Here is a 19,629-nt window from a genome sequence, read left to right as displayed (position 1 = left end):
CGGCTGGAAATCTCCAACTGCGCGCGGGGACTGGCACCCGCACCACAACGGGGCACGGCGATGGCAGACCGATGCGCTAATGTCTCGCAGCCATGGCATCTGCGGCACCGCGACCATCAACTGAGGGGTTCATGCTCCGTTCAAGAAGGTTGTCCCACTCCATCCTGCTTCTACTTCCGCTGCTGCTGGCCCTGACCCAGACGGCCTGCGGCGGCGACACGCCCGAGCCCAGCCAGGACGCAGGCATCCAGACGCCCGACGCAGGCAGGGACGACGCGGGGCCCTCCCCGGACGACGCGGGGACGGACGACGCGGGCACCGACGACGCGGGCACTGAGCCGGAAGACGCGGGCACCGACGACGCGGGCACTGTGCCGGAAGACGCGGGTACGGACGACGCGGGGACGGAGCCGGAAGACGCGGGGACAGGAGCGGAGGACGGAGGCTCGGGCCCGACGGACGGGGGCAGCGGAGACGCGGGCACGGAGCCGGACGACGCGGGCACGGACGACGCGGGGACCAACGACGCGGGCACCGATGACGCGGGGACGGACGACGCGGGCACGGGTGAGGAGGACGGAGGCTCGGGCCCGACGGACGGGGGCAGCGAAGACGGGGGCACGGAACCACCAGAGTGCCCGTTCGGGCCGCCGGATGGCGGTGTCTCGAACCCGGGCGACCCGACCGTCGTCCAGGACCCGACCGCGGACATCCTGGACCGGCTGCGGGCCATTCCCGGCCTCACCGTCGCGGAGAACCCCAACGGCGTCACGGTCCCCGCGGGTCACCGCTTCTTTGTCATGGAGTACGACCAGCCCGCCGACCACGCACGTCCCGAGTGCCAGCGATTCAAGCAGCGATTGGTCCTGCTGCACCGTTCGGTCACGGCGCCCGTGGTCTTCTACACGAGCGGCTACTACGTGTCCCTGACCGCGGGCCGCCGCGAGCTGACGACGTTGCTTGCCGCCAACCAGCTCTCCATCGAGCACCGCTTCTTCCTGCCCAGCCGTCCGGAGCCCGCGGACTGGAGCCAGCTCACCATCAAGCAATCGGCGGACGACTTCCACCGGGTCGCTCAGGCGATCAAGCAAATCTATTCCGCGTCCTGGGTGTCCACGGGCGTCAGCAAGGGCGGAGAGACCATGGTGTTCTACCGCCGGTTCCACCCGGAGGACGTGGACGCGACGGTGGCCTATGTGGCGCCGCTCGTGCTCGGCGAAGATGAGCGCTTCCCCGACTTCCAAGCCACCGTGGGAGGCCCGGAGCTGGCGTGGTGCCGCGAGCAACTCCATACCTTCCAGCGCGCCGTGCTGAACCGCCGCCAGGAGATGGTGGCGCTGCTCCGGAACTATGCCGTGAACCAGGGCCTCACCTACAACCAGCTCGGCTTCGAGCGGGCCCTGGAGCACGCCGTCATCGAGACGTATTTCGCCTTCTGGCAGTACTCCATCCCCCAGTACTGCGACGCGTTCCCGGATGACACGGCGTCGAGTGAATACATGCTGGACATCATTGACTGGGCGGTGGGCCTTGCCACGTTCTCCGACAACAGCAACTCCGGCATCGCCCCGTACTACCCCTACTACTACCAGGCGAGTCTGGAGTTGGGCTGGCCCAAGCCCTACGAGGCGCACCTGGGCAGCCTCATCCAGCACCCCGGAACGAACATCGCGCCGGTGTACTCGACGCCCGGCGTGCCCGTCGTGTTCCGGCCCCAGGCCATGCAGGACATCGAGGACTGGCTCGTGACGCATGGCCAGCGGGTGATGTTCATCTATGGCGACCTGGACCCGTGGACGGCGGCGGCGTTCCCGCTCGGCAACGCGCAGGACTCCTTCGTGTTCACCGTTCCGGGCGGCAACCACGGAAGCACCATCAACCAGCTCCCCACCACCCTTCGGGCCCAGGCCCAGGACATCGTGCGGCGCTGGGCAGGCGTCCCGTCACTGAAGCACGCCCCGGTGCCGCTCCCGGAGGCCGACACCATCGAGTTCGGCCCGCACCTGCCGCCCCGGCTGCAACCGCCCACGGCCCGGTAGCCCGCGGCGAACACCGCTCACCGGAGAAGCCATTCCGGTGAGCGGCTGAGTCCATCCAAGCCGCCCCAGGGGCCGGCACCGCCCTGGTGTCCGGCGCGCTGGCGCTGACGTGTCATCCCTCCAGCTGACGCGTCAGCGCCGCGTGATACACGGCGGCCCGCGCGCCAAACATCGAAAATCACATACATTTGAGCAGCAACCACCGTGGCATGTGTCGTGCTCAGGCCGCGGAGCGATGCTGCTACACAAGCACCTCACCTCCGAGCTGAAGTCCCGGCTCGAACGGCTCACGACACGCAACGGCTGGACGCTCCGGAAGGCCATCCAGAGTGGCCTGGACCACGGGGACTCCCAGATGGGTGTCTACGCGGGTGACAGCGAGTCCTACGCGCTCTTCTCCCCGCTGCTGCATCCCATCATCCGGGACCATTCGGGCCATGACCTGAGTGGACACACGAGTGACTTCTCACTCGACGGGCTGCCCCAGGACGACCTGGACCCCACGGGCGAGTTCATCCTCTCCACGCGGGTCCGCGTCGGACGGAACCTGGCCCGGTATGCCTTTCCTCCGGCCATTCGCGCCAGGGACAGGGCCGCGCTGGAAGCCGAGGTCGTCCAGGTCCTCTCCGGCCTGGGGGGCCACCTCGCGGGCGAATACCATCCCCTGGCCAGCCTCTCCGAGGCGGAGCGGCGGGAGCTGGTGCACCACCACGTCCTGTTCCAGCAGTCGGACCGCTTCCTGGACAGCGCGGGCGTCAACCGCGACTGGCCGCGCAACCGCGGCATCTTCCACTCCGCGGACATGCGCTTCATCGTCTGGGTCGGGGAGGAAGACGCCCTGCGCATCATCAGCATGCAGCCCGGCTCAGGGCTGGCGCAGGCGTTCCTGAGGCTCCAGACGGCGCTCGAGCAACTCCACGAGCAGCTCGACTTCGCCCAGGACTCACGGCTGGGCTTCCTCACGGCGTGCCCCACCAACCTGGGCACCGCCATGCGCGCATCCGTCCTCATCCGCCTGCCCCACCTGTCACGGCGGCCGGACTTCCGTGCGCGGTGCGCCCGCCTGGGGCTCGCGGTGCGGGGACTGCACGGCGAACACTCCGAAGCCCGGGACGGCATCCATGACATCTCCAATGCCGTCCGGCTGGGCGTCACCGAGCGGGACATCTACCAACAGCTTCGGACAGGCATCCACGCGCTCATGGCGATGGAATCCGCGGCGCGCAAGCGCGGACACCCGGGCGCGGCGCCCGGGAACTGAAAGCCCCCGGAGCGCCTCGCATCGCGCTCAGGACTTGGGAATCCAACCGTCCACGAGCGCCTGGTTCTTCTTCACCCACTCACGGGTGGCCTTCTCCGGCGAGGCCGCGGCCTCCTCGATGGCGCCCATCAGACTGCCGAGCTGCTGGTCATCCAGCTTGAAGTTGCGCAGCAGCGTCGCGACGTCGGGCAGGTCCTTCTCCAGGCCCACGCGGGTGAGCGTGTGAATGGACTCCTTGGCGCCATAGACGCCCTTCGGGTCATCCAGGAACTTCAGGTCCCAGCGCGCGAACTTCCAGTGCGGCTTCCAACCGGTGACCACCACGGGGCGCTTCTTGGCGATGGCGTCCTTGAGCTCCGCGGTCATCGCCGGGCCGCTGGAGGGCACCAGCTTCAGGTCCAGCTTGTACTCCGCGATGGCCTTCTCCGTCGTCGTCATGATGCCCGCGCCGGAATCGATGCCGACGATGGACTGGCTCAGGTCCTTCGCCTTGCCGTTGAGCTGCTCGATGCTGGTGATGTCCAGGTCCGCGGGGACGACCAGGCCAATCCGGGCGTCCTCGTAGTTGGTGCCCAGGTCCACCACCTTGCCCTGGAAGCGCTCCATGTAGCTCTGGTGGGTGACGGGCAGCCAGCCATCCAGGAACGCATCCGCGTCGCCGTTGGCGAGCGCGGCGAACACCGGGGCGACGTCCGCCATGGTGGTCTTCACCTCGTAGCCCATGCGGTCCTCCAGGATGGCCTGAACCAGATGCGTCATGGCCACGCCTTCGGCCCAGTTCACGTACACCAGCCGGACCACGGGCTTCTTCGCGGGGGCGGGCGACTCGGTGTCACCCGCGGCGGGCGCCTTGTTCTCCTGCTTGCATCCGGGGGCGACGAGCAGCCCCGCCACGGCCGTGAGCAGCAGGGGCAGGCGATTGAGAGAGGAAGTCTTCACGGGACGGGTCTCCTTCATGATGAGCGCGTCCGGGGCTTGCCCAGCGCGTGAGTCAGGCGGTCCAACACGATGGCCAGGATGACCACCGCGATGCCGCTCTCGAAGCCCAGTCCGATGCGGAGCTGGGTGATGCCCTTCAGGACCTGCTCGCCCAGTCCCCCCGCGCCAATCATGGCGGAGATGACCACCATGGACAGCGACAGCATGATGGTCTGGTTCACTCCGGCCAGCAGCGTGGGGACGGCGATGGGGAGCTGGACGTTGAGCAGCGTCTGGCGCGGCGTCGCGCCAAACGCGATGGCGGCCTCCACGACTTCGGCGGGCACCTGCCGGATGCCCAGGTTGGTGAGGCGCACCGCGGGTGGCATGGCGAAGATGACGGTGGCCACCACGCCGGGCACCTTCCCCAGCCGGAAGAAGAGCACCGCGGGGATGAGGTAGACGAAGGCGGGCATCGTCTGCATCAGGTCCAGGGCGGGCCGCAGCACCCGCTCCACGACGCGGCTGTACGCGGCCCAGATGCCCAGGGGGATGCCCAGCACCAGCGCCACCATCGCCGAGCTGAGGACCAGCGCCAGCGTCTCCATGGTGGCCTTCCACAGGCCCATGTCCTGGATGAGCAGCATGCCCAGCGCCGTGAAGACGGCCGTGCCCAGTCCGGACAGGCGCCAGGCGAGCACCATCAACACCGCGATGATGGCGTAGCTGGGCGGCAGGAGCAGCGCGCTCTCCAGGCCGTTGATGCAGGCCGTGAGCACCGAACGGATGGCGTCGAACACCGGCGCGCCACGCGTGCCCAGCCAGTCAATCAGCTCCTCGAAGCCTTCGCCGATTTTCAGTGTGCTCATGTCAGCTCTGCTCCCCCGCGATGCTGGCCAGCAGCGTGGCGCGGCTCACGATGCCCAGGAACGACTGGTCCTCGGCGACGACGGCGATGGGAATCTGAGTCGTGGCCGCCACCGCCACCAGCTTCGCCAGCGGCGTGTCCGGTGACGTGGTGGGCAAGTCGGTGACGAGCGCCCCTTCCAGGCTGTGCTTGTTCTCCGCCAGGAGCCGCAGCGCGTCCTCGATGCGCACCACGCCCACCAGCTTGCGGGCCTGGTTGGTCACGAAGAGCGTGGAGGTGCCCGACTCGCGCATGCGCTTGACGGCCAGGGCGGGCCCGTCCTTCGGGTGCACCACCGACTCCGGCCGCCGCATGATGGCCCGCGCGGTGAGGACCTTGGTGCGGTCCACGTGCTCCACGAAGGCGCGCACGTAGTCGTCCGCGGGGCTCCTGAGGATTTCCTCCGGCGTGCCGAGCTGCGCGATGCGACCGTCCTTCATGATGACGATGCGTCCCCCCAGCTTCAGCGCCTCATCCAGGTCATGGGTGATGAACACGATGGTCTTGTTCATCCGGGACTGGAGCTCAAGCAGTTCGTCCTGCATCTGCCGGCGGATGAGCGGATCCAACGCGCTGAAGGCCTCGTCCATGAGCAGGATTTCCGCGTCGGTGGCAATGGCCCGCGCCAGGCCCACGCGCTGCTGCATGCCGCCGCTGAGCTCGCGAGGCAGCTTCTCCTCGTAACCCTTCAGGCCCACCAGTTCGAGCGCCTGCATCGCCTTGGGCCGCGACTCCCGCCGCTCCAGGCCCTGCATCTCCAACCCGTACTCCACGTTCCGGATGACGCTGCGGTGGGGCAGCAAGCCAAAGTTCTGGAACACCATGGCCATCTTCCGGCGCCGGACGTCCAGCAGGCCCGCCCTGTCCGCCCGGGTGACGTCCACGCCGTCCACGTGCACGCTGCCGGCGGAGGGCTCGATGAGGCGGTTGAGGCAGCGGAGCACCGTGGACTTGCCGCTGCCGGACAGGCCCATGATGACGAAGATTTCGCCGGCCTTCACATCGAACGAAGCCTCCTGGATGGCGACGGTGCAACCCGTCTCCTCCAGGATCTGCTGCTTGCTCTGCCCCTTCTCCAGCAGGGCAATGGCCCGCTCCGGGTTGCCGCCGTAGATCTTCCGCAAACCACGGACTTCAATCTTCTCCATGGGGCATCTCAGAAGTAGTAGCCGACGTTGATGTTGAAGCGCGTGTCCCACGGGGCGTTCGGGTCGCCCTCCGCGAGCGCGTGGCCATAAGCAGGCCCCAGCCAGGGCTGGTTCTTCCCGCTGGCCACGTCCACGTAGGTGTAGACGGGCCCCGCGGTGACGAGCATGCCGAGCACGTTCTGCATCGACGTCTCGAACGCGGCGTTGGCTTTGTCGAAGAGGCTGAAGTCGTCGTAGAAGGTCAGCTTCGTAATGGGGCCCCACGACACGGGCACGTCGTACGAAAGGCCCGCCGCGTAGACGGTGCCCCGGGTGGCCATCTTGTAGGGCGCGTCATAGGCACCCATCGTCACGATGGAGTCGTCGTGACCCTCGGGGTTCTTCAGGTCGTAGCCGTAGCTGAGGACCTCCATGCGCAGGTTGAACGGGCCGTAGTAGCCGTCCAGGTGCACCGCGCCGGCCCAGTTCAGGCCATTGCGCTTGGTGACGCTGTTGTAGATCTGCCCGGTCTGCGCGGAGACGCCCACTTCCGTGCGGCCCAGGTCCCCGTGCTGGAAGGTGTACGCCGCGCGTGCATTGAGCTTGTTGCTCTCGTGGTTCGCGCTGTCCACGCCCAGGTACGCCTCGCCCGGATTGGCGCTGTTCACCTGCACCACGTCATACGAGTAGCGCGCGCTGTCCGTACTCCGGCCGGTGAAGCTGCCCTCGTCGTTCTTGTAGAAGGCGACCTGCAGGTCCCACGGACCCTGGGTGTGGACCAGCTTCAGTCCCAGGTCGTAGTCGTCCTCCATGCCCATGTAGTAGGGCAGGGAGAAGAACCAGTTATGTGAGGCATAGGGCAGCACGCCGAAGGGCACGCGGTGCACGCCGAACTGGAGCTGGGTCGCCTTCGTGAACTCATAGCCCACCCAGCCGTGGTGGAGCATGGAGTAGCCCGAATAGAGGCGGTACTCGGCGGACAGCAACATCTTGGAAAGTCTGGCGTCGACGTTGAGCCGGAATGTATCGAAAGCCACGTCGCCACCGCGGTTGCGGTTGTCTTCTTCTCCAGGCCACGTCTTGAAGAAGGCATTGAGGCGCAGCGCACCGCCGACCTTGAGCATGTCCGGGTCTTCCACCACCTCCTCCTCGGCGCGTGCGTCGGGCGCGAGCAGGCAGGTCAATCCAGACAGGAAAAGCGCATGCGAGAAACGGGTAAGACGGGTGGACAACCGCAACTCCTGGCAATGGACGACAGGCGCGAGCGGACCAGAACGGGCCACACTCGTCCTGAGCGCCAGACTTGGCACAAGGGGCGGTCCTCTCCCGGCCACACACAGCGAGGACGCTGGCGCGCGAGACAGTCCACCCAGGGAACAGTGCGGTCAGTCGTTAACAGGTCAGATGGATTACGTCTATACTTTTGAGCTCAAACGATGTGCGTACCGGGCGCCGCCCGCCTGCTCGCGAGGCATGAGCGGCGCGCCCGCCAACCCACACGGGCGGTTCAAGGCGCCCGTGTCACCGTCACGGGATAGGTCCGAGACGCCCTGCGGATAAGGAGCGTTGCGGGGCTGCCTGGCGCGCCCAGCTCGCGCTCGCGGGCGCATGTATCGCAGCAATGACGGCCTCCAGGACACGCGCTGGGGCATGCCCCCCCGAGGACGTGAAGGCCCTGTATCCGGAGGCGTGGATGACGTCGCCCCAAGGGGACCTGCGCGTCCATACGCAGGTGGCGGAGCGTCCGGCCACGCTGGACTTCGTCTTCGTGCAGGACAAGCTCGCGGCGGTGTCCGTGTCATTCGACCTGGAGGCCTCGCTGCGGGATGAGTTCAACGCCCTGTCGCGGCCCCGGATGGCCGCACGCTGCTCTTCGCGTCCATCAACCGGCCGGACAGTTTCGGCTCGGGAGAGCTGTACGTCGCGAAGCACGGCAGGTGGGGCTGGCAGCCCGCCCGCAACCTGGGGCCCACGGAGAACACCGAACTGGACGAGTACCCCCCGTCACTGTCGCCGGACCACGACACGCTCTACTTCGTGCGCCACCAGTACGAGCCGTTCGTCCCGGGTGACCTCTACCACGTCCGCGTGGGCCGCCTCCTGTCCGACGCGGACGTGTGCGACTGAGGCCCGGCGCCTTCCCGCGACGTTCAGCGGGGGGCGACGATGTAGCGGCCGAGCCGTGGCACGGAGGCGCTGACGGTGTTCGCCTCCGTGTCTACCACCACCCCGGGAACCGCCTGCGCGGGAGCGTCCTCGCGCTTTCAGGAGTGCGGTCAGCGAGCCACAACGCACCAGGAAGGATGGTGCGAATCGAGACATGTGAGAACGCCCTCTGGAATGAACCACCTTCACGGGGAGGATGTCTCAGATGTGACACCTGACAATCGGAAGCACGGCGAACCATGCGCTATGGCCATGACGTGCACCCAGGCCTGCCATCATGGTAAAGATAGGAGTCATCGAACTCACTACCAACCCAGAGTATCCATCATGACCTTTTTCTCGCGAAAAGTGCTCACCCTCCTTGTGTTCTTCATGTCCTCGACCGCGCTCGCCTCTGAGACGTGGGTCCAGGGCCGCGCGGTGCTCCACGCCTGTGTCTACGCCAGCGCCTACGAAGCCCACCTCGAGCTGAACTACCGGAATTACTCCCTGCCCTGGGGAACCTCCGTCTATCTCATCCACGGCTGGGGCGGCCTCAACAGCTTCGTGCCGTTCGACTGGGAGAACACGCAAACCATCGAAGTCTCCGCGTCCGCGCCGTACACGTGGAGCACCACGGTGACGAGCATCATCTCCAATCGCACCTCGCCCAAGTGGTACGAGCACTTCGACTTCGTCTGGAAGGTCGTGCTCCCCAACGGCCACGAGTTCTACGAGAAGGGCAACGGCTCCACCTGGGGCTACTACGCCGCCAGCCTGCTGGACATCACGGAGCGTCCCTGCACGTCCGACGGCAACTTCGTGGGTCCCTACTACCCGCTGTCTGTCACCTCCATCGAGAAGTGGTAGCCACTCCGTGACGCTTCAGCGGCCTGGGCGTCAAATTCAGACACCCCGCCGCTGTTGCCGGCGATGCCTTTCAAGCCCACGGGCGATTACTTCAATCAGTGTCAGTGGAGGGTGAACACGCCCCGCAAATCATCCCAGGCCAGCCCATGGCGCCGCAGAATCCGCGTCAGGTCCGGCTCCACGGGCGGCGGGTGTGCGAAGGCATCGAAGCTCAGCAGGTGGAACGTCCGGTCGGAAGCCGCTGCCGCCAGCCACGCGCCATCGGAAGAGAAGGCCACGGCGGAGACGAACCCCTGCAGCCCGGGCACCTCCCCCATGAACGCCCCGTCGGGAAGCCGCCAGACCTTCATCTCTCCTCCCATTCCGCCGGACGCCACGAACGCCCCCTGAGGCGCCACCGCGAGCGACAAGACGCCTACCGTTCGCGCATCCATCGACGTCAGCACGCGGCCGTCATCTGGGCTCCAGAGCCGGATGGGCTGGCGCATTCCCGCGGTCAGCAACTCCCCGGACGCCAGGAACGTGACGGCGCGGACTCGGTCGCCCGCCTCCAGGACGCGAATCACCGCGCCTCGCGCCACGTCCCAGATCCGCACCGTGTGGTCCGCTGCGCCCGAAGCCAGCCTTTGCCCCGTGGCATCGAATGCCAATGCCCACGCCTTCCCGGTGTGCCCTGTCAGCCGGGCCACCTGGGTCGCGGAGGGGACAGCCCACAGCACGACGTCCTGCGCCACCCCCGCGGCGAGCAATGCGCCGTCTGGGCTGAAGGCCAACGCCCGGATGGATTCGCGCGCGGCCGGAATCACCATCAGCTGATTTCCGGACCGGACGTCTCGCACGCGCACCTCCCCCTTCAACGTTCCCACCGCGAGCAACCGCCGGTCCGCGCTCACGGCCACGGCCCCCACGGCGTCCGGTGCCTCCAGGCGGGAGTGGAGTTCGCCGCCGGACGAGACCGACCAGTTCCGCAGACCGTCCTCCCCTCCCGACACAAAGCCGTCTGGCCCCACGGAGGCCAGCACCTCAGGCCAGGCGGGCACCTCCCGCAGCATGACGTCCGGAGGTACCTCGGACCGTGACCAGACCTTGAGGACGCCGTCCATGCCACCGGACGCGAACGTGCGTCCGTCCGGTGACAGGGCCACGGCCATCACGAAGGTCCGGTGTGCATCCAGCCGCTCCAGGACCTCGCCACCGCCGCGCACGTCCACGCGCTGCACGCGTCCCTCCCACCCCGCCTGCACGAGCTGCTGGAAACCAGCATCGATGGCCACGGCCGAAAGCGCCCCCGTGTTGCGCTGCACGTCCAGCAGGGCACCGGTCCGGGCATCCCAGAGACGGATGGCTCGGTCCGCGGACGCGGTCATCACCCGCTCGCCATCCGCGGAGAACGCACAGGACTCCACATTGTCCCCGTGTCCCGTCAACCGGTGCAGCTCGCGACGCGCCATCAGGTCCCACACCCGCGCGGTCCGGTCCATGCTCGACGACACGAGCCGTCCTCCGTCGGGGGAGAAGGCCACCGCGATGACGATGTCGTCATGCGTGAACCGCAGCACCTCCGCGCCACCACGGATACGCCAGACACGAATCGTCCGGTCCAGTCCACCACTCGCCAGCCACTCACCATCCGGGGAGAAGGCCAGGCCCCGCACGACATCCGTGTGCCCGGACAGCAAGGCCACCCTGCGCCCCTGCTTCCAGTCCCAGAGCCAGAGCGCGCCGGGCCTGCCCGCGGCGGCCAGCCACCGGCCATCGGGAGAGAACGCGACGGCATGGAGCTCGGCTTCGTGGCCCTTCAGCTCCGCCACCTGCGTTCCGGCCTCGACGTCCCAGACGCGCACGACCGCGTCATATCCTCCCGATGCCAGCAGCCTGCCGTCTGGTGAGAAGGCCAGCGCCAGCACGGAACCCTCGAACTGCTTTGCCCACTCGAGCGACGAGGCACGCTTCTCCGCCCACACCTGTCCCCAGCGCGCCGTGGGTGAGTCTTCCGTGTGTCTCGCGGACGCGAAGTAGCCCGCCGCCAGGGCCCATTGCTTCGTCTCGATGGCCGCGTCACCGCGGGCCCGGAAGAGTTCGGACCGAGCGTCTCGCACCCCAGGGACCTCGGACGAGGAGCGCCGCCCCACGCAGGACACCGTGAGCAGGACCAGGACCCACCACCACGAACGCAGGCGCATTCCGGATTCATCACCCGGGGCACGGCCCCGGCACAATCCCCTTCGCCCAGCACATGAGCCCGTGGCGGAACCGACACTGGGCATTACTCGTTTTACTGCTTTCGCCTTCTCTAGGGTGGTTGGTCGTGGGCGCCCTGGCGCTCCCACTGGCCTGTGGATCTCAATCGGAACGGGAGCCACCACGACGTACGACGTCACCGGACTGACGAACGGCACGGCGGGCGCGCTCATCGAGGACACCTCTATCGACATTCAGCCTACGCGCATGGGCGGACAGGGCAGCGACGTCAGAACGCGTAGCGCACTCCGAACCGCACCTGTAGCGGCGGCAGGACATACAAGGGGGGCACCCCGTCAGACTCCACCGAGCGCCCCTCTCCCAACCACGCCCCCGGCTGCGTATTCAACAGGTTGAGTGCAGCAAGTTCGAAGGACACCGACTCGAACCTCGATACTTGATACTTCAAGTCCACGTGGGCATCGAGGACGTGGACCCAACGATTCCGGGTCCCCAAGTCATCCCGTGGCGTTCCAGATGCGCCCTGGTAGGAAACCCCTGTGAGCAGGAGAAGCTTACGAGCCAGATCGAAACCACGGATACCGGTGGCCTTGATGGAATGAGTGCGGTCCGCCGGAAGCAACTGCTGCCGGGCCAAGGGGCGCCCTGCATCGGCGCCGAGTGGCTCGGTCTGGTTTCCGTGCAATCTCGACCATGTGTAGCTGAATTGGGTGCGCATCCAATGGAAATTCGGCTGTACCGACACTGTCACGGCATCATAAGTACGAACAGCCCTCGGAAGCGCCGCTGCGAGCCCGACACCCGGATTGCCAATCAGCACACCCGCATCGTCTGGGTTGTCGAGGGACGCCAGCGCGGCATCAAGCCGACGCCGAGCGTAATGCGCAGCCAACTGAAACCAGAGATTTCCGTTTTGCGTTGGACGAAACTCATGCGAAGCCCCCACGATGACCTCACGAGAGGACGTCGGGACGAGGTTGGGATCGAAGGTGACGCCTTGGCCCGATTCTGCATCCATGAGCCCGAGCGGCACCAAGTCGTGGTACTTCGCGAAGGATGCGAAGAGCTGCGAGTGATACATCGGCCGTGGATTGATGACCACGCCAGCCCTCGGTGAGAGCAGGTAGGTCGTGAGCGCCCGGCGCCCGTTCAATCCCTCCCACAGGGACTGCACATCATAGCGAGCGCCGCCTTGAAGCGTGAGCAAGTGACTCACGGTCCATGTGTCCTGCACGAATCCCCCCAAGACTGTGCTTGCCGCACGGGATGCGACCGGATGTACCGAGTCGTGCATGGAGTGCTCCGCGTCAATACTCGCCTTGAACACGTGAGTCCCCACGGCGTGCAGCAAGTAATATCCCTCGGTCTTCGCGTGAAAGCGGCGCTGCGCTCGCCGCGCATCGCCAGTCGATACGCGGCTGACGGCTTTGTGATTCAGCCATCCCGCCTTGAAGGAAAGGAGCAGATGATTGTCCAGGAACATGCCGTTGTAATCGAACATCCCCAGGACCGTCTCACTGTCGAACTCCCAAGGTCGGTCGGCAGTATCCGTCCCTCGTACCAACGAAGGCGTGGCGAGGACGAGCAGTGACGCATCATGACCAGGAGCGACATGGTACGTCAGCCGGCCCACCGCCTGGATTCCACGGTGGTCCGTCAGGTCATCGCGCCGCCCGTTGCGACTGAGCGTCGGCACAACGCCCGCGAAGAACGAGAGACGATTCCGCACGAGCGGACCGCCCAGGGTTATGCCGAAGTCTCCCAGGTTCTTGAGCCCATTCCGGCTGGTGCCCACCGAACCCGCGTTCGGAATGGATTCACGCGGCCCCTCCAGCCCGCCTGGGGTCCAGGAAGCAAAGGCGGAGCCGGAGATGCGGGTGCACCCTGTCGGCAATCGAGCCTCGATGACACCACCGTTCGCACGTCCCTGGTCCGGCATGGAGCCTCCCGCATGCACCGTCACGAGGGAAACGAACTCCATGCTGAGGGGCACCAGGTTCAATCCCGTGACGGCATCTCGGGTGGAGAAGCCCTCCAGCAGATAGCCGTTCTCGGATGCAGAGGCTCCCCGGATGGCGAAGCCAGATGCGTCAAGCAGCGTGACAGGACTGAGTTCAGCAAGACTCTCCGCGGCGCGCAGTCCTCCGCTCCCGCCTCGCGGCCTGCCCACCGGCAGGCCTACAACCACACGCGGTGCGGTATATGACCTGGGGGTGTGAGCCAGATCGCTGGAGATTCCCCCGCAGCGCACGTGGAAGGTGGGCGCTTTTTCACTCAGCCCGACATCGACACGCAGGGTCGAGCCCTCAGCGACCTCCAAGCGCTCCTGAGAATGGGCCGTGTACTTCTCCTGCTCGAACCGAATCGAATAGGTCCCAGGCGGAACTCCATCCAAGCGATAGGCGCCAGCGGCATCCGTCTCCGTCCGTATCTCTCCCGGCGCCGTAGATGAATTTGCCGTCACGCTGACGCCTGGAAGAGGGTGTTCCCATTCGGAATCAAAGACTGTTCCGACAATGGCAGCCCGAGGTCTCTCCGCAGCCCCCATGGACAACGCCGCGGCCAGGATGACACCCGCAAGCCGCTGAATCCCCCTCATGCCCATGATGGCAGCACCCTCCCTTTCAAGCCAGCATGGCACGGCGACTTGCCCTTGGATTGACAATCTCCATCCCGCGCTGCCGCTCTGGACATAGCCATCACCAGACAACCATCCGGGAGTAGGGCCCCCCAGACCTCGAACTCAAACCCTGTGGCTACGAAGGAAGACGAAGCTCCTGGTCTGCCCCCTCTCCCCTATCGGGCCTGCCAAGCGCCACGTCCTCGTCCCTCCGCCAACGCGTGCCTGGGCGCCCCCTCCCGCCCACCTGCCGTGAACGCGCCTTCGCGCTCGCCGACCGTCCCTAGCTTGGCTGTAGGGGGCCTCTCCCATCACGGCCCCACGGAGGAGAAAGCCATGCCCCTGGACCCTCGAAGTGAGCCTGCGCGAACAGGCGAAGGACGATCGCCCGGGCTGCCTCCAGGCCGGGTCGAGCAGCTACGGGCCCGCTTGCGCGGTCGGCTCGTGCGCCCCGGGGACGCGGACTACGAGGAGCACTGCCGCGTCTACAACGCCATGATTCACAAGCGGCCGTCGTTGATTGCCCGATGCGCCGACGTGGCGGACGTCCTCGCGGCGGTGGAGTTCGCACGAGAGCACGGCCTCATGCTCGCGGTCCGTGGGGGTGGGCACAACGGTGCTGGCCTGGGCACCTGCGACGGGGGGCTCGTCGTCGACCTGTCGCTCATGCGCGGCGTCCGGGTCGCCCCCGAATCGGGCACCGTGCGTGTCGCGGGAGGAAGCGTCTGGGGCGAAGTGGACCATGCCACGCACGCGTTCGGGCTCGCCGTTCCCTCGGGAATCATCTCCACCACGGGCGTGGGTGGCCTCACCCTGGGTGGCGGCCTGGGCCACCTCTCACGCCGCTACGGCCTCACCATCGACAGCCTGCTCGCCGTGGACATGGTGCTGGCGGACGGGCGCTTCGTCACCGCGAACGCCGAGCAGCACCCGGACCTGTTCTGGGCCGTGCGCGGCGGCGGCGGCAACTTCGGCGTCGTCACGTCCTTCCTCTTCCAGGCCCACCCGGTGGACACCATCCTGGGAGGTCCGACGCTCTGGCCCCTGGAACGCGCCGAGGAGGTGATGCGGTGGTACCGCGAGTTCATCCCCACCGCGCCCGAGACACTCACCGGCTTCTTCGCCTTCATGGTCGTCCCGCCCGCGGCGCCCTTCCCGCCCCACCTGCACTTGCAGAAGATGTGCGCGGTGGTGTGGTGCTACACCGGAGACCCGGCTCAAGCCGACACGCTCTTCGCGCCCGTGCGCGCCATGGCCCCCGCGCTCGACGGCGTGCAGACCATGCCCTACCCCGCGCTGCAGAGCATGTTCGATGCGCTCTATCCGCCGGGCCTCCAATGGTACTGGCGCGCGGACTTCGTGCGGGAGCTGGGGGATGAAGCCATCTCCCGGCACGTGGCGTTCGCCCACCGCCTGCCCACGATGCACTCCACCATGCACCTCTATCCCATCGACGGAGCGGCACACCGGGCGGCACCAGGCGACACCGCCTTCAGCTTCCGGGACGCGCGGTGGGCGGAGGTCATCGTCGGAGTGGACCCATCTCCTGACAAGGCCGGGGACATCACCACCTGGACGAAGGAGTATTGGGAAGCCCTGCATCCCTACTCCGCGGGCGGCGCCTACGTGAACTTCCTCATGGACGAGGGCCAGGAACGCGTACAGGCGACGTACCAAGACAACTACGCAAGGCTGGTGGAAGTAAAGGACCGCTATGACCCGACCAACCTTTTCCGCGTGAATCAGAACATCCGCCCCAGCACCGGCACGCCGCTTCGCCATTAAGCCACCATTCGCACGCGCCCTTGCTCGCTCGGAGCGGCCTCGGTTGGTACCTTCCGTGCCCGCAGTTCGCTCCACCACCAACCGCGAGGAGACTGAGGCATGGCGACGGGCTTCGAGGCTTACAGGATGGAGGACCCCACGCTCCTGGCGAACGTGCGCGAGGCCCTGCTGCAATCCTACTTCGCGGACTTCGATGTGGGCTTCCTGAAGACGCCGGCGGGCCAGTCGGACATCGCGGACCATGTGGATGGCCGCTACAACCGGTGCGTCGACCACGTACTGCCCTGGCTCGCGCGATACACGAAGCTGGGCAAGGCGAACGTCGTCGAGCTGGGCTGTGGCACGGGCTCCAGCACGGCGGCCTTTGCCCAGGTTGCCCGCCACGTCACGGGATACGACATCCACGCGCCCTCCGTGCGCGCGGCCCAAAGCCGCATGAAGGCCCTGGGATTGCGCAACGTCGACACGCGCGTCGTGGAGCCCGCGAAGTTGCTGGAACAGCTGAGGCAGGAGAACCCCGGGGGCGCCGACATCTTCGTACTGTACGCGGTGCTCGAACATCAGACGCCCGCCGAGCGACTGGAGACGCTCCGCACCGGATGGGACCTGCTGCGTCCCGGAGGACTGCTCGTCGTCGTGGATACGCCCAACCGGCTCGTGTACTTCGACGCGCACACGTCCCTGATGCCGTTCTTCCACTTCCTGCCGCCTGAACTCGGGTGGCCGTATGCCTCACGTTCCCCCCGCGAGAACTTCCGAGATTCGATGGCCCAGGCGTCCGCCGAAGATGCCCCCATGCTGCTGACCCGATGGGGCCTGGGCGTCAGCCACCATGAGCTCGAGCTGGCGCTGGGGGACATCGACCCCTTGCTGGTGGGGACGGGCTTCGAGCCAGAAGTGCTCGACATGTTCCCCGTCACACTCGACGAAGAGGTGCTGCGTCTATACGTGGAGAAGAGCGGCGCTCGCGTACCCAAGGCCCTCACCCGGAACACGCTGAACTTCGTTCTTCGCAAGGGTGACAACGCCGACCTCATCGCCCGCCGGCCTTCGCCGCCTCCGGTTCGACACCTCATCAACGAGACGTCGAACCCGGCCCAGGCCCAACGCCTCCACGAACTGGAACAGCGCGTCTCCGCGGACGAGCGGAAACTCCAGGAGCAGGCCCAGCGCATCCGGGAACTGGAAGAGCACATCGCCACCCCGCCCCTGCGACACCAGCTCGCCGATCAGCTCAACGGCGCCCTCAAACAGACGGCCCTTCACCGTCAGGCCCGGAAGCTCATTGAATGGTCGGTGGGCCGCGTCAAGCGCGGCTCGCGCTGAGTCTTCGCGGCCCCAGGGCTCCCAGCCGGGCGGCGCAGTGATACACGCGCCGCGCCGTCCGGCATCCCCACGGAACTTTGCCTTGCTGACGAAGCCCGCGAAACACAAAAACCAGGTAATCCCGAACCCAAGTCTCACCGCCTGTCGATGAAACACATACGGGCAGAGTTCGAGCGGCCGGGCGGGGTGAAGCAGACCCATTTTACAGGGGCGTCTCCCGCACCTGAGGATGGACGCATCCATGCGTCACATCCGCATTCCGACTCACGCGCCGGCGATTCACGCAGTCCCCGGTGTTTCACCTGTTTCACCTGCCGGCGCATGCATGTCTTCACGACGCACGTCGTGGTGCTGGGTGCTGCCGTTCCTCCTGATACTCTCCACCTCCGCGTGGGCGGACACAGGACGGCCCAGCATCGACTTGAATCAGGGCTGGCGATACCGCTGGGGAGACTCACCGCCGGGCCCCGCCGATGTACCAGCCTGGGCACTGGAGTCAGGGGATGAGCAGGCGTGGCAGCCCGTGGCGGCCCTCCGCGAGCCGCCGGGCCGGGGAGCGAACACCTTCCTCTGGCTGAGCATCCCCGTCCCGCAGGGGCAGTGGCTGGAGCCCGCGCTCTACCTGGGCACGGTAGCCAACGCCTTCGAGGTCTACGCCAACGGCCACCGCGTCCATTCGAGCGGGCGGCTGAATCCCTCGGGCACGGAGGAGACGGACAACCTCGCGTGGCGGCTCGTTCCCCTGCCCCCCACGGTGGAAGGCGCGCGCCTGCTGCTGCGAATCCAGGGCAGCGGTCCAATCATCGGCGTGGGAGGCGCGGCCCGGGTGGGGGCACACCATCAACTGCTCGCGACGGTGACGCGCACGGGGCTGGCGCCCTTCGTCATGGGCATGCTGCTGCTCACCATCGCCAGTGCCGCCGCCTTGGGTGCCCTGGTACGGCGCCAGACGCAGATGCTCCTACCGCTCGTCATCTTCACGAGCGGCTCGGCGGCCCTGCTTCTGGGCACGAGCGGCCTGATTCCCGCGCTCTGGGGCGGCTATCTGCTGGGGAGCCAGCTCACGCTGGTGGGCTCGCACTGCATCCTGCCCGCGCTCGCCTGGTTCATCTCCGACAGCGTCCTGGAGAACCGGATGCGCTGGTTCCGCTTGAGTGCCTGGGCCGCGTGCGTGCCGGCCTCCCTTCAAGTCATCATCGTGATGGCCGACCTGGGCATGGCGCAGCGGAACCTTGGCATCTTCGTCCTCTACTCGGTGCCTTGCCTGCTCGGGTGCGTCATCGTCGCGGGCATCTCGGCGTGGCGGGGCAACCCCGACGCGCGACTCTTCTCCATTGGCCTGGGCGTGTTCTTCGGTGTCGTCATCCACACCACGCTGCCGGTGTTCGGGCTGGTGGAGGCCACGGACTCGCTCATGCACTGGGGTTTCCTGGCGCTCACGCTCTCATTGGTGGGCATCGTCGTGCGCCGCTCGGTGCTGGTGGTGCGCGCGCTCGCGTCGCACACGCGCCAGCTCGAGGAGCGTCGTCATGAAGTGAAGCGGCTCGCCCAGGACATGGGGAGCGGCGCTGGCGAGCTGGCCGCGGTGGCGCAACAACTGCGCACGTCCAGTGAGGTGCAGACGGCGGGTGTCAGCCGGCAGGCCGCGGCGCTCCGCGAGGCGGAGCAGACGGTCCAGGAAATCCGGCAGGGCTCCCTGGTGACGGCGGACAAGGCGCGGCGGCTCGCGGGCTCCATCGAAACCGCCGAGGAGGCGGGGCGCGATGGCGGCGCGGCCATCACCCGCACGCTCACCAACCTGGAAGCCATCCGCCAGGAGGTCTCCGAGATGTCGAGCCGCATCCTCGCGCTGGACGCACGCACCCGCGAAATCTCCAGCATCGTGGACACCGTGAAGGGGCTTGCGGACCAGTCCAACATGCTGGCCATCAACGCCGCCATCGAGGCCGCGCGCAGCGGGGAGCACGGCCGGGGCTTTGGCGTCGTGTCGCGAGAGGTCCGCAGCCTCGCCGACCAGTCCATTCTGGCGACCCATCGCATCCGCGAGGTGCTCGACGGCGTGAGCCTGAGCATGCGTGAGGCCGCGAAGATGAGTGAACAAGGAGAGCAGCGAGTGAAGGCGAGCCTGGACGCGGTGCGCGTCTCCGGCACCCAGCTCCAGCGACTCACGGGCATCATCGACGACACCGGCACCAGCGTGCGGCAGATTTCCGCGGCGGTGGCGCAGCAGGACACGGGCACCTCCCAGATTGCCCAGGCCATTCAAGACCTGTCCGCCCAGATGCGGCACACGCTGCGCACCGTCGAGGAGACTCAGAAGGTGTCGGGCTCGGTGCAGGCGCTGGCGGAGAACATGGCGGGCACGGCCCGCATCGCGCTCCAGGCGGGAACGCTCGATGACTGAGCCGCGTCCCGTGACGTCCGCGCCG

The 19,629-nt window shown here is 67.1% G+C and carries 12 protein-coding genes; 6 read left to right on the top strand and 6 right to left on the bottom strand.

The features are described 5' to 3' along the window. Positions 1 to 149 precede the first annotated feature (149 nt). Positions 150 to 2,039, top strand: coding sequence for a S28 family serine protease (locus tag OZ403_RS11540; RefSeq protein ID WP_268784219.1), 1,890 nt, complete (start codon positions 150 to 152; stop codon positions 2,037 to 2,039). A gap of 235 nt (positions 2,040 to 2,274) precedes the next feature. Continuing rightward, positions 2,275 to 3,300, top strand: coding sequence for a phosphagen kinase (locus tag OZ403_RS11535; protein ID WP_268784218.1), 1,026 nt, complete (start codon positions 2,275 to 2,277; stop codon positions 3,298 to 3,300). Positions 3,301 to 3,327: 27 nt separating this feature from the next. Here OZ403_RS11535 and OZ403_RS11530 read toward each other — a convergent pair whose 3' ends face one another. From OZ403_RS11530 to OZ403_RS11515, 4 genes are read right to left on the bottom strand one after another with little or no spacing between them, the layout of a single operon-like run. Further along, complete coding sequence (locus OZ403_RS11530; protein WP_268784217.1) at positions 3,328 to 4,239, bottom strand: glycine betaine ABC transporter substrate-binding protein; 912 nt, start codon at positions 4,237 to 4,239, stop codon at positions 3,328 to 3,330. Positions 4,240 to 4,253: 14 nt separating this feature from the next. Beyond that, entirely contained in the window at positions 4,254 to 5,087 is an 834-nt protein-coding gene (locus tag OZ403_RS11525) for an ABC transporter permease (RefSeq protein WP_140789467.1), read from the bottom strand. Position 5,088: 1 nt separating this feature from the next. Beyond that, positions 5,089 to 6,273: a quaternary amine ABC transporter ATP-binding protein gene (locus tag OZ403_RS11520; protein WP_268784216.1), complete on the bottom strand. Its 1,185-nt coding sequence runs from the start codon at positions 6,271 to 6,273 to the stop codon at positions 5,089 to 5,091. 8 nt (positions 6,274 to 6,281) lie between these two features. Beyond that, positions 6,282 to 7,376: a hypothetical protein gene (locus OZ403_RS11515; protein WP_174260149.1), complete on the bottom strand. Its 1,095-nt coding sequence runs from the start codon at positions 7,374 to 7,376 to the stop codon at positions 6,282 to 6,284. Between the two features lie 1,414 nt (positions 7,377 to 8,790). Here OZ403_RS11515 and OZ403_RS11510 point away from each other — a divergent pair. Further along, positions 8,791 to 9,267, top strand: a complete 477-nt coding sequence (locus tag OZ403_RS11510) for a hypothetical protein (RefSeq protein ID WP_268784215.1) — start codon at positions 8,791 to 8,793, stop codon at positions 9,265 to 9,267. Positions 9,268 to 9,368: 101 nt separating this feature from the next. On the opposite strand, the gene OZ403_RS11505 is transcribed toward OZ403_RS11510, so the two are convergent. Together OZ403_RS11505 and OZ403_RS11500 are read right to left on the bottom strand one after the other, a co-directional pair. Then, positions 9,369 to 11,450 carry a WD40 repeat domain-containing protein gene (locus OZ403_RS11505; RefSeq protein ID WP_268784214.1) on the bottom strand — a complete coding sequence of 694 codons (2,082 nt, stop codon included), beginning with the start codon at positions 11,448 to 11,450 and terminating at the stop codon, positions 9,369 to 9,371. A 287-nt stretch (positions 11,451 to 11,737) separates the two neighbouring features. After that, the gene (locus tag OZ403_RS11500) at positions 11,738 to 14,074 is read right to left on the bottom strand and encodes a TonB-dependent receptor (RefSeq protein WP_268784213.1); all 2,337 of its coding nucleotides are present in this window, start codon (positions 14,072 to 14,074) and stop codon (positions 11,738 to 11,740) included. A gap of 444 nt (positions 14,075 to 14,518) precedes the next feature. On the opposite strand from OZ403_RS11500, the gene OZ403_RS11495 reads away from it, so the two are divergent. The 3 genes from OZ403_RS11495 to OZ403_RS11485 all read left to right on the top strand — a co-directional run bounded on the left by OZ403_RS11495 (position 14,519) and on the right by OZ403_RS11485 (position 19,604). Continuing rightward, positions 14,519 to 15,874: an FAD-binding oxidoreductase gene (locus OZ403_RS11495; RefSeq protein WP_268784212.1), complete on the top strand. Its 1,356-nt coding sequence runs from the start codon at positions 14,519 to 14,521 to the stop codon at positions 15,872 to 15,874. 99 nt (positions 15,875 to 15,973) lie between these two features. Beyond that, entirely contained in the window at positions 15,974 to 17,200 is a 1,227-nt protein-coding gene (locus OZ403_RS11490) for a methyltransferase (RefSeq protein WP_268784211.1), read from the top strand. Between the two features lie 229 nt (positions 17,201 to 17,429). Beyond that, positions 17,430 to 19,604, top strand: coding sequence for a methyl-accepting chemotaxis protein (locus OZ403_RS11485; protein ID WP_328285522.1), 2,175 nt, complete (start codon positions 17,430 to 17,432; stop codon positions 19,602 to 19,604). The last annotated feature ends 25 nt before the right edge of the window (positions 19,605 to 19,629 follow it).

It is taken from the genome of Myxococcus sp. NMCA1 (assembly GCF_026810205.1).
Classification (GTDB): Bacteria; Myxococcota; Myxococcia; order Myxococcales; family Myxococcaceae; genus Myxococcus; species Myxococcus xanthus_A.
This window is presented reverse-complemented; position numbering and strand designations above follow the sequence as displayed.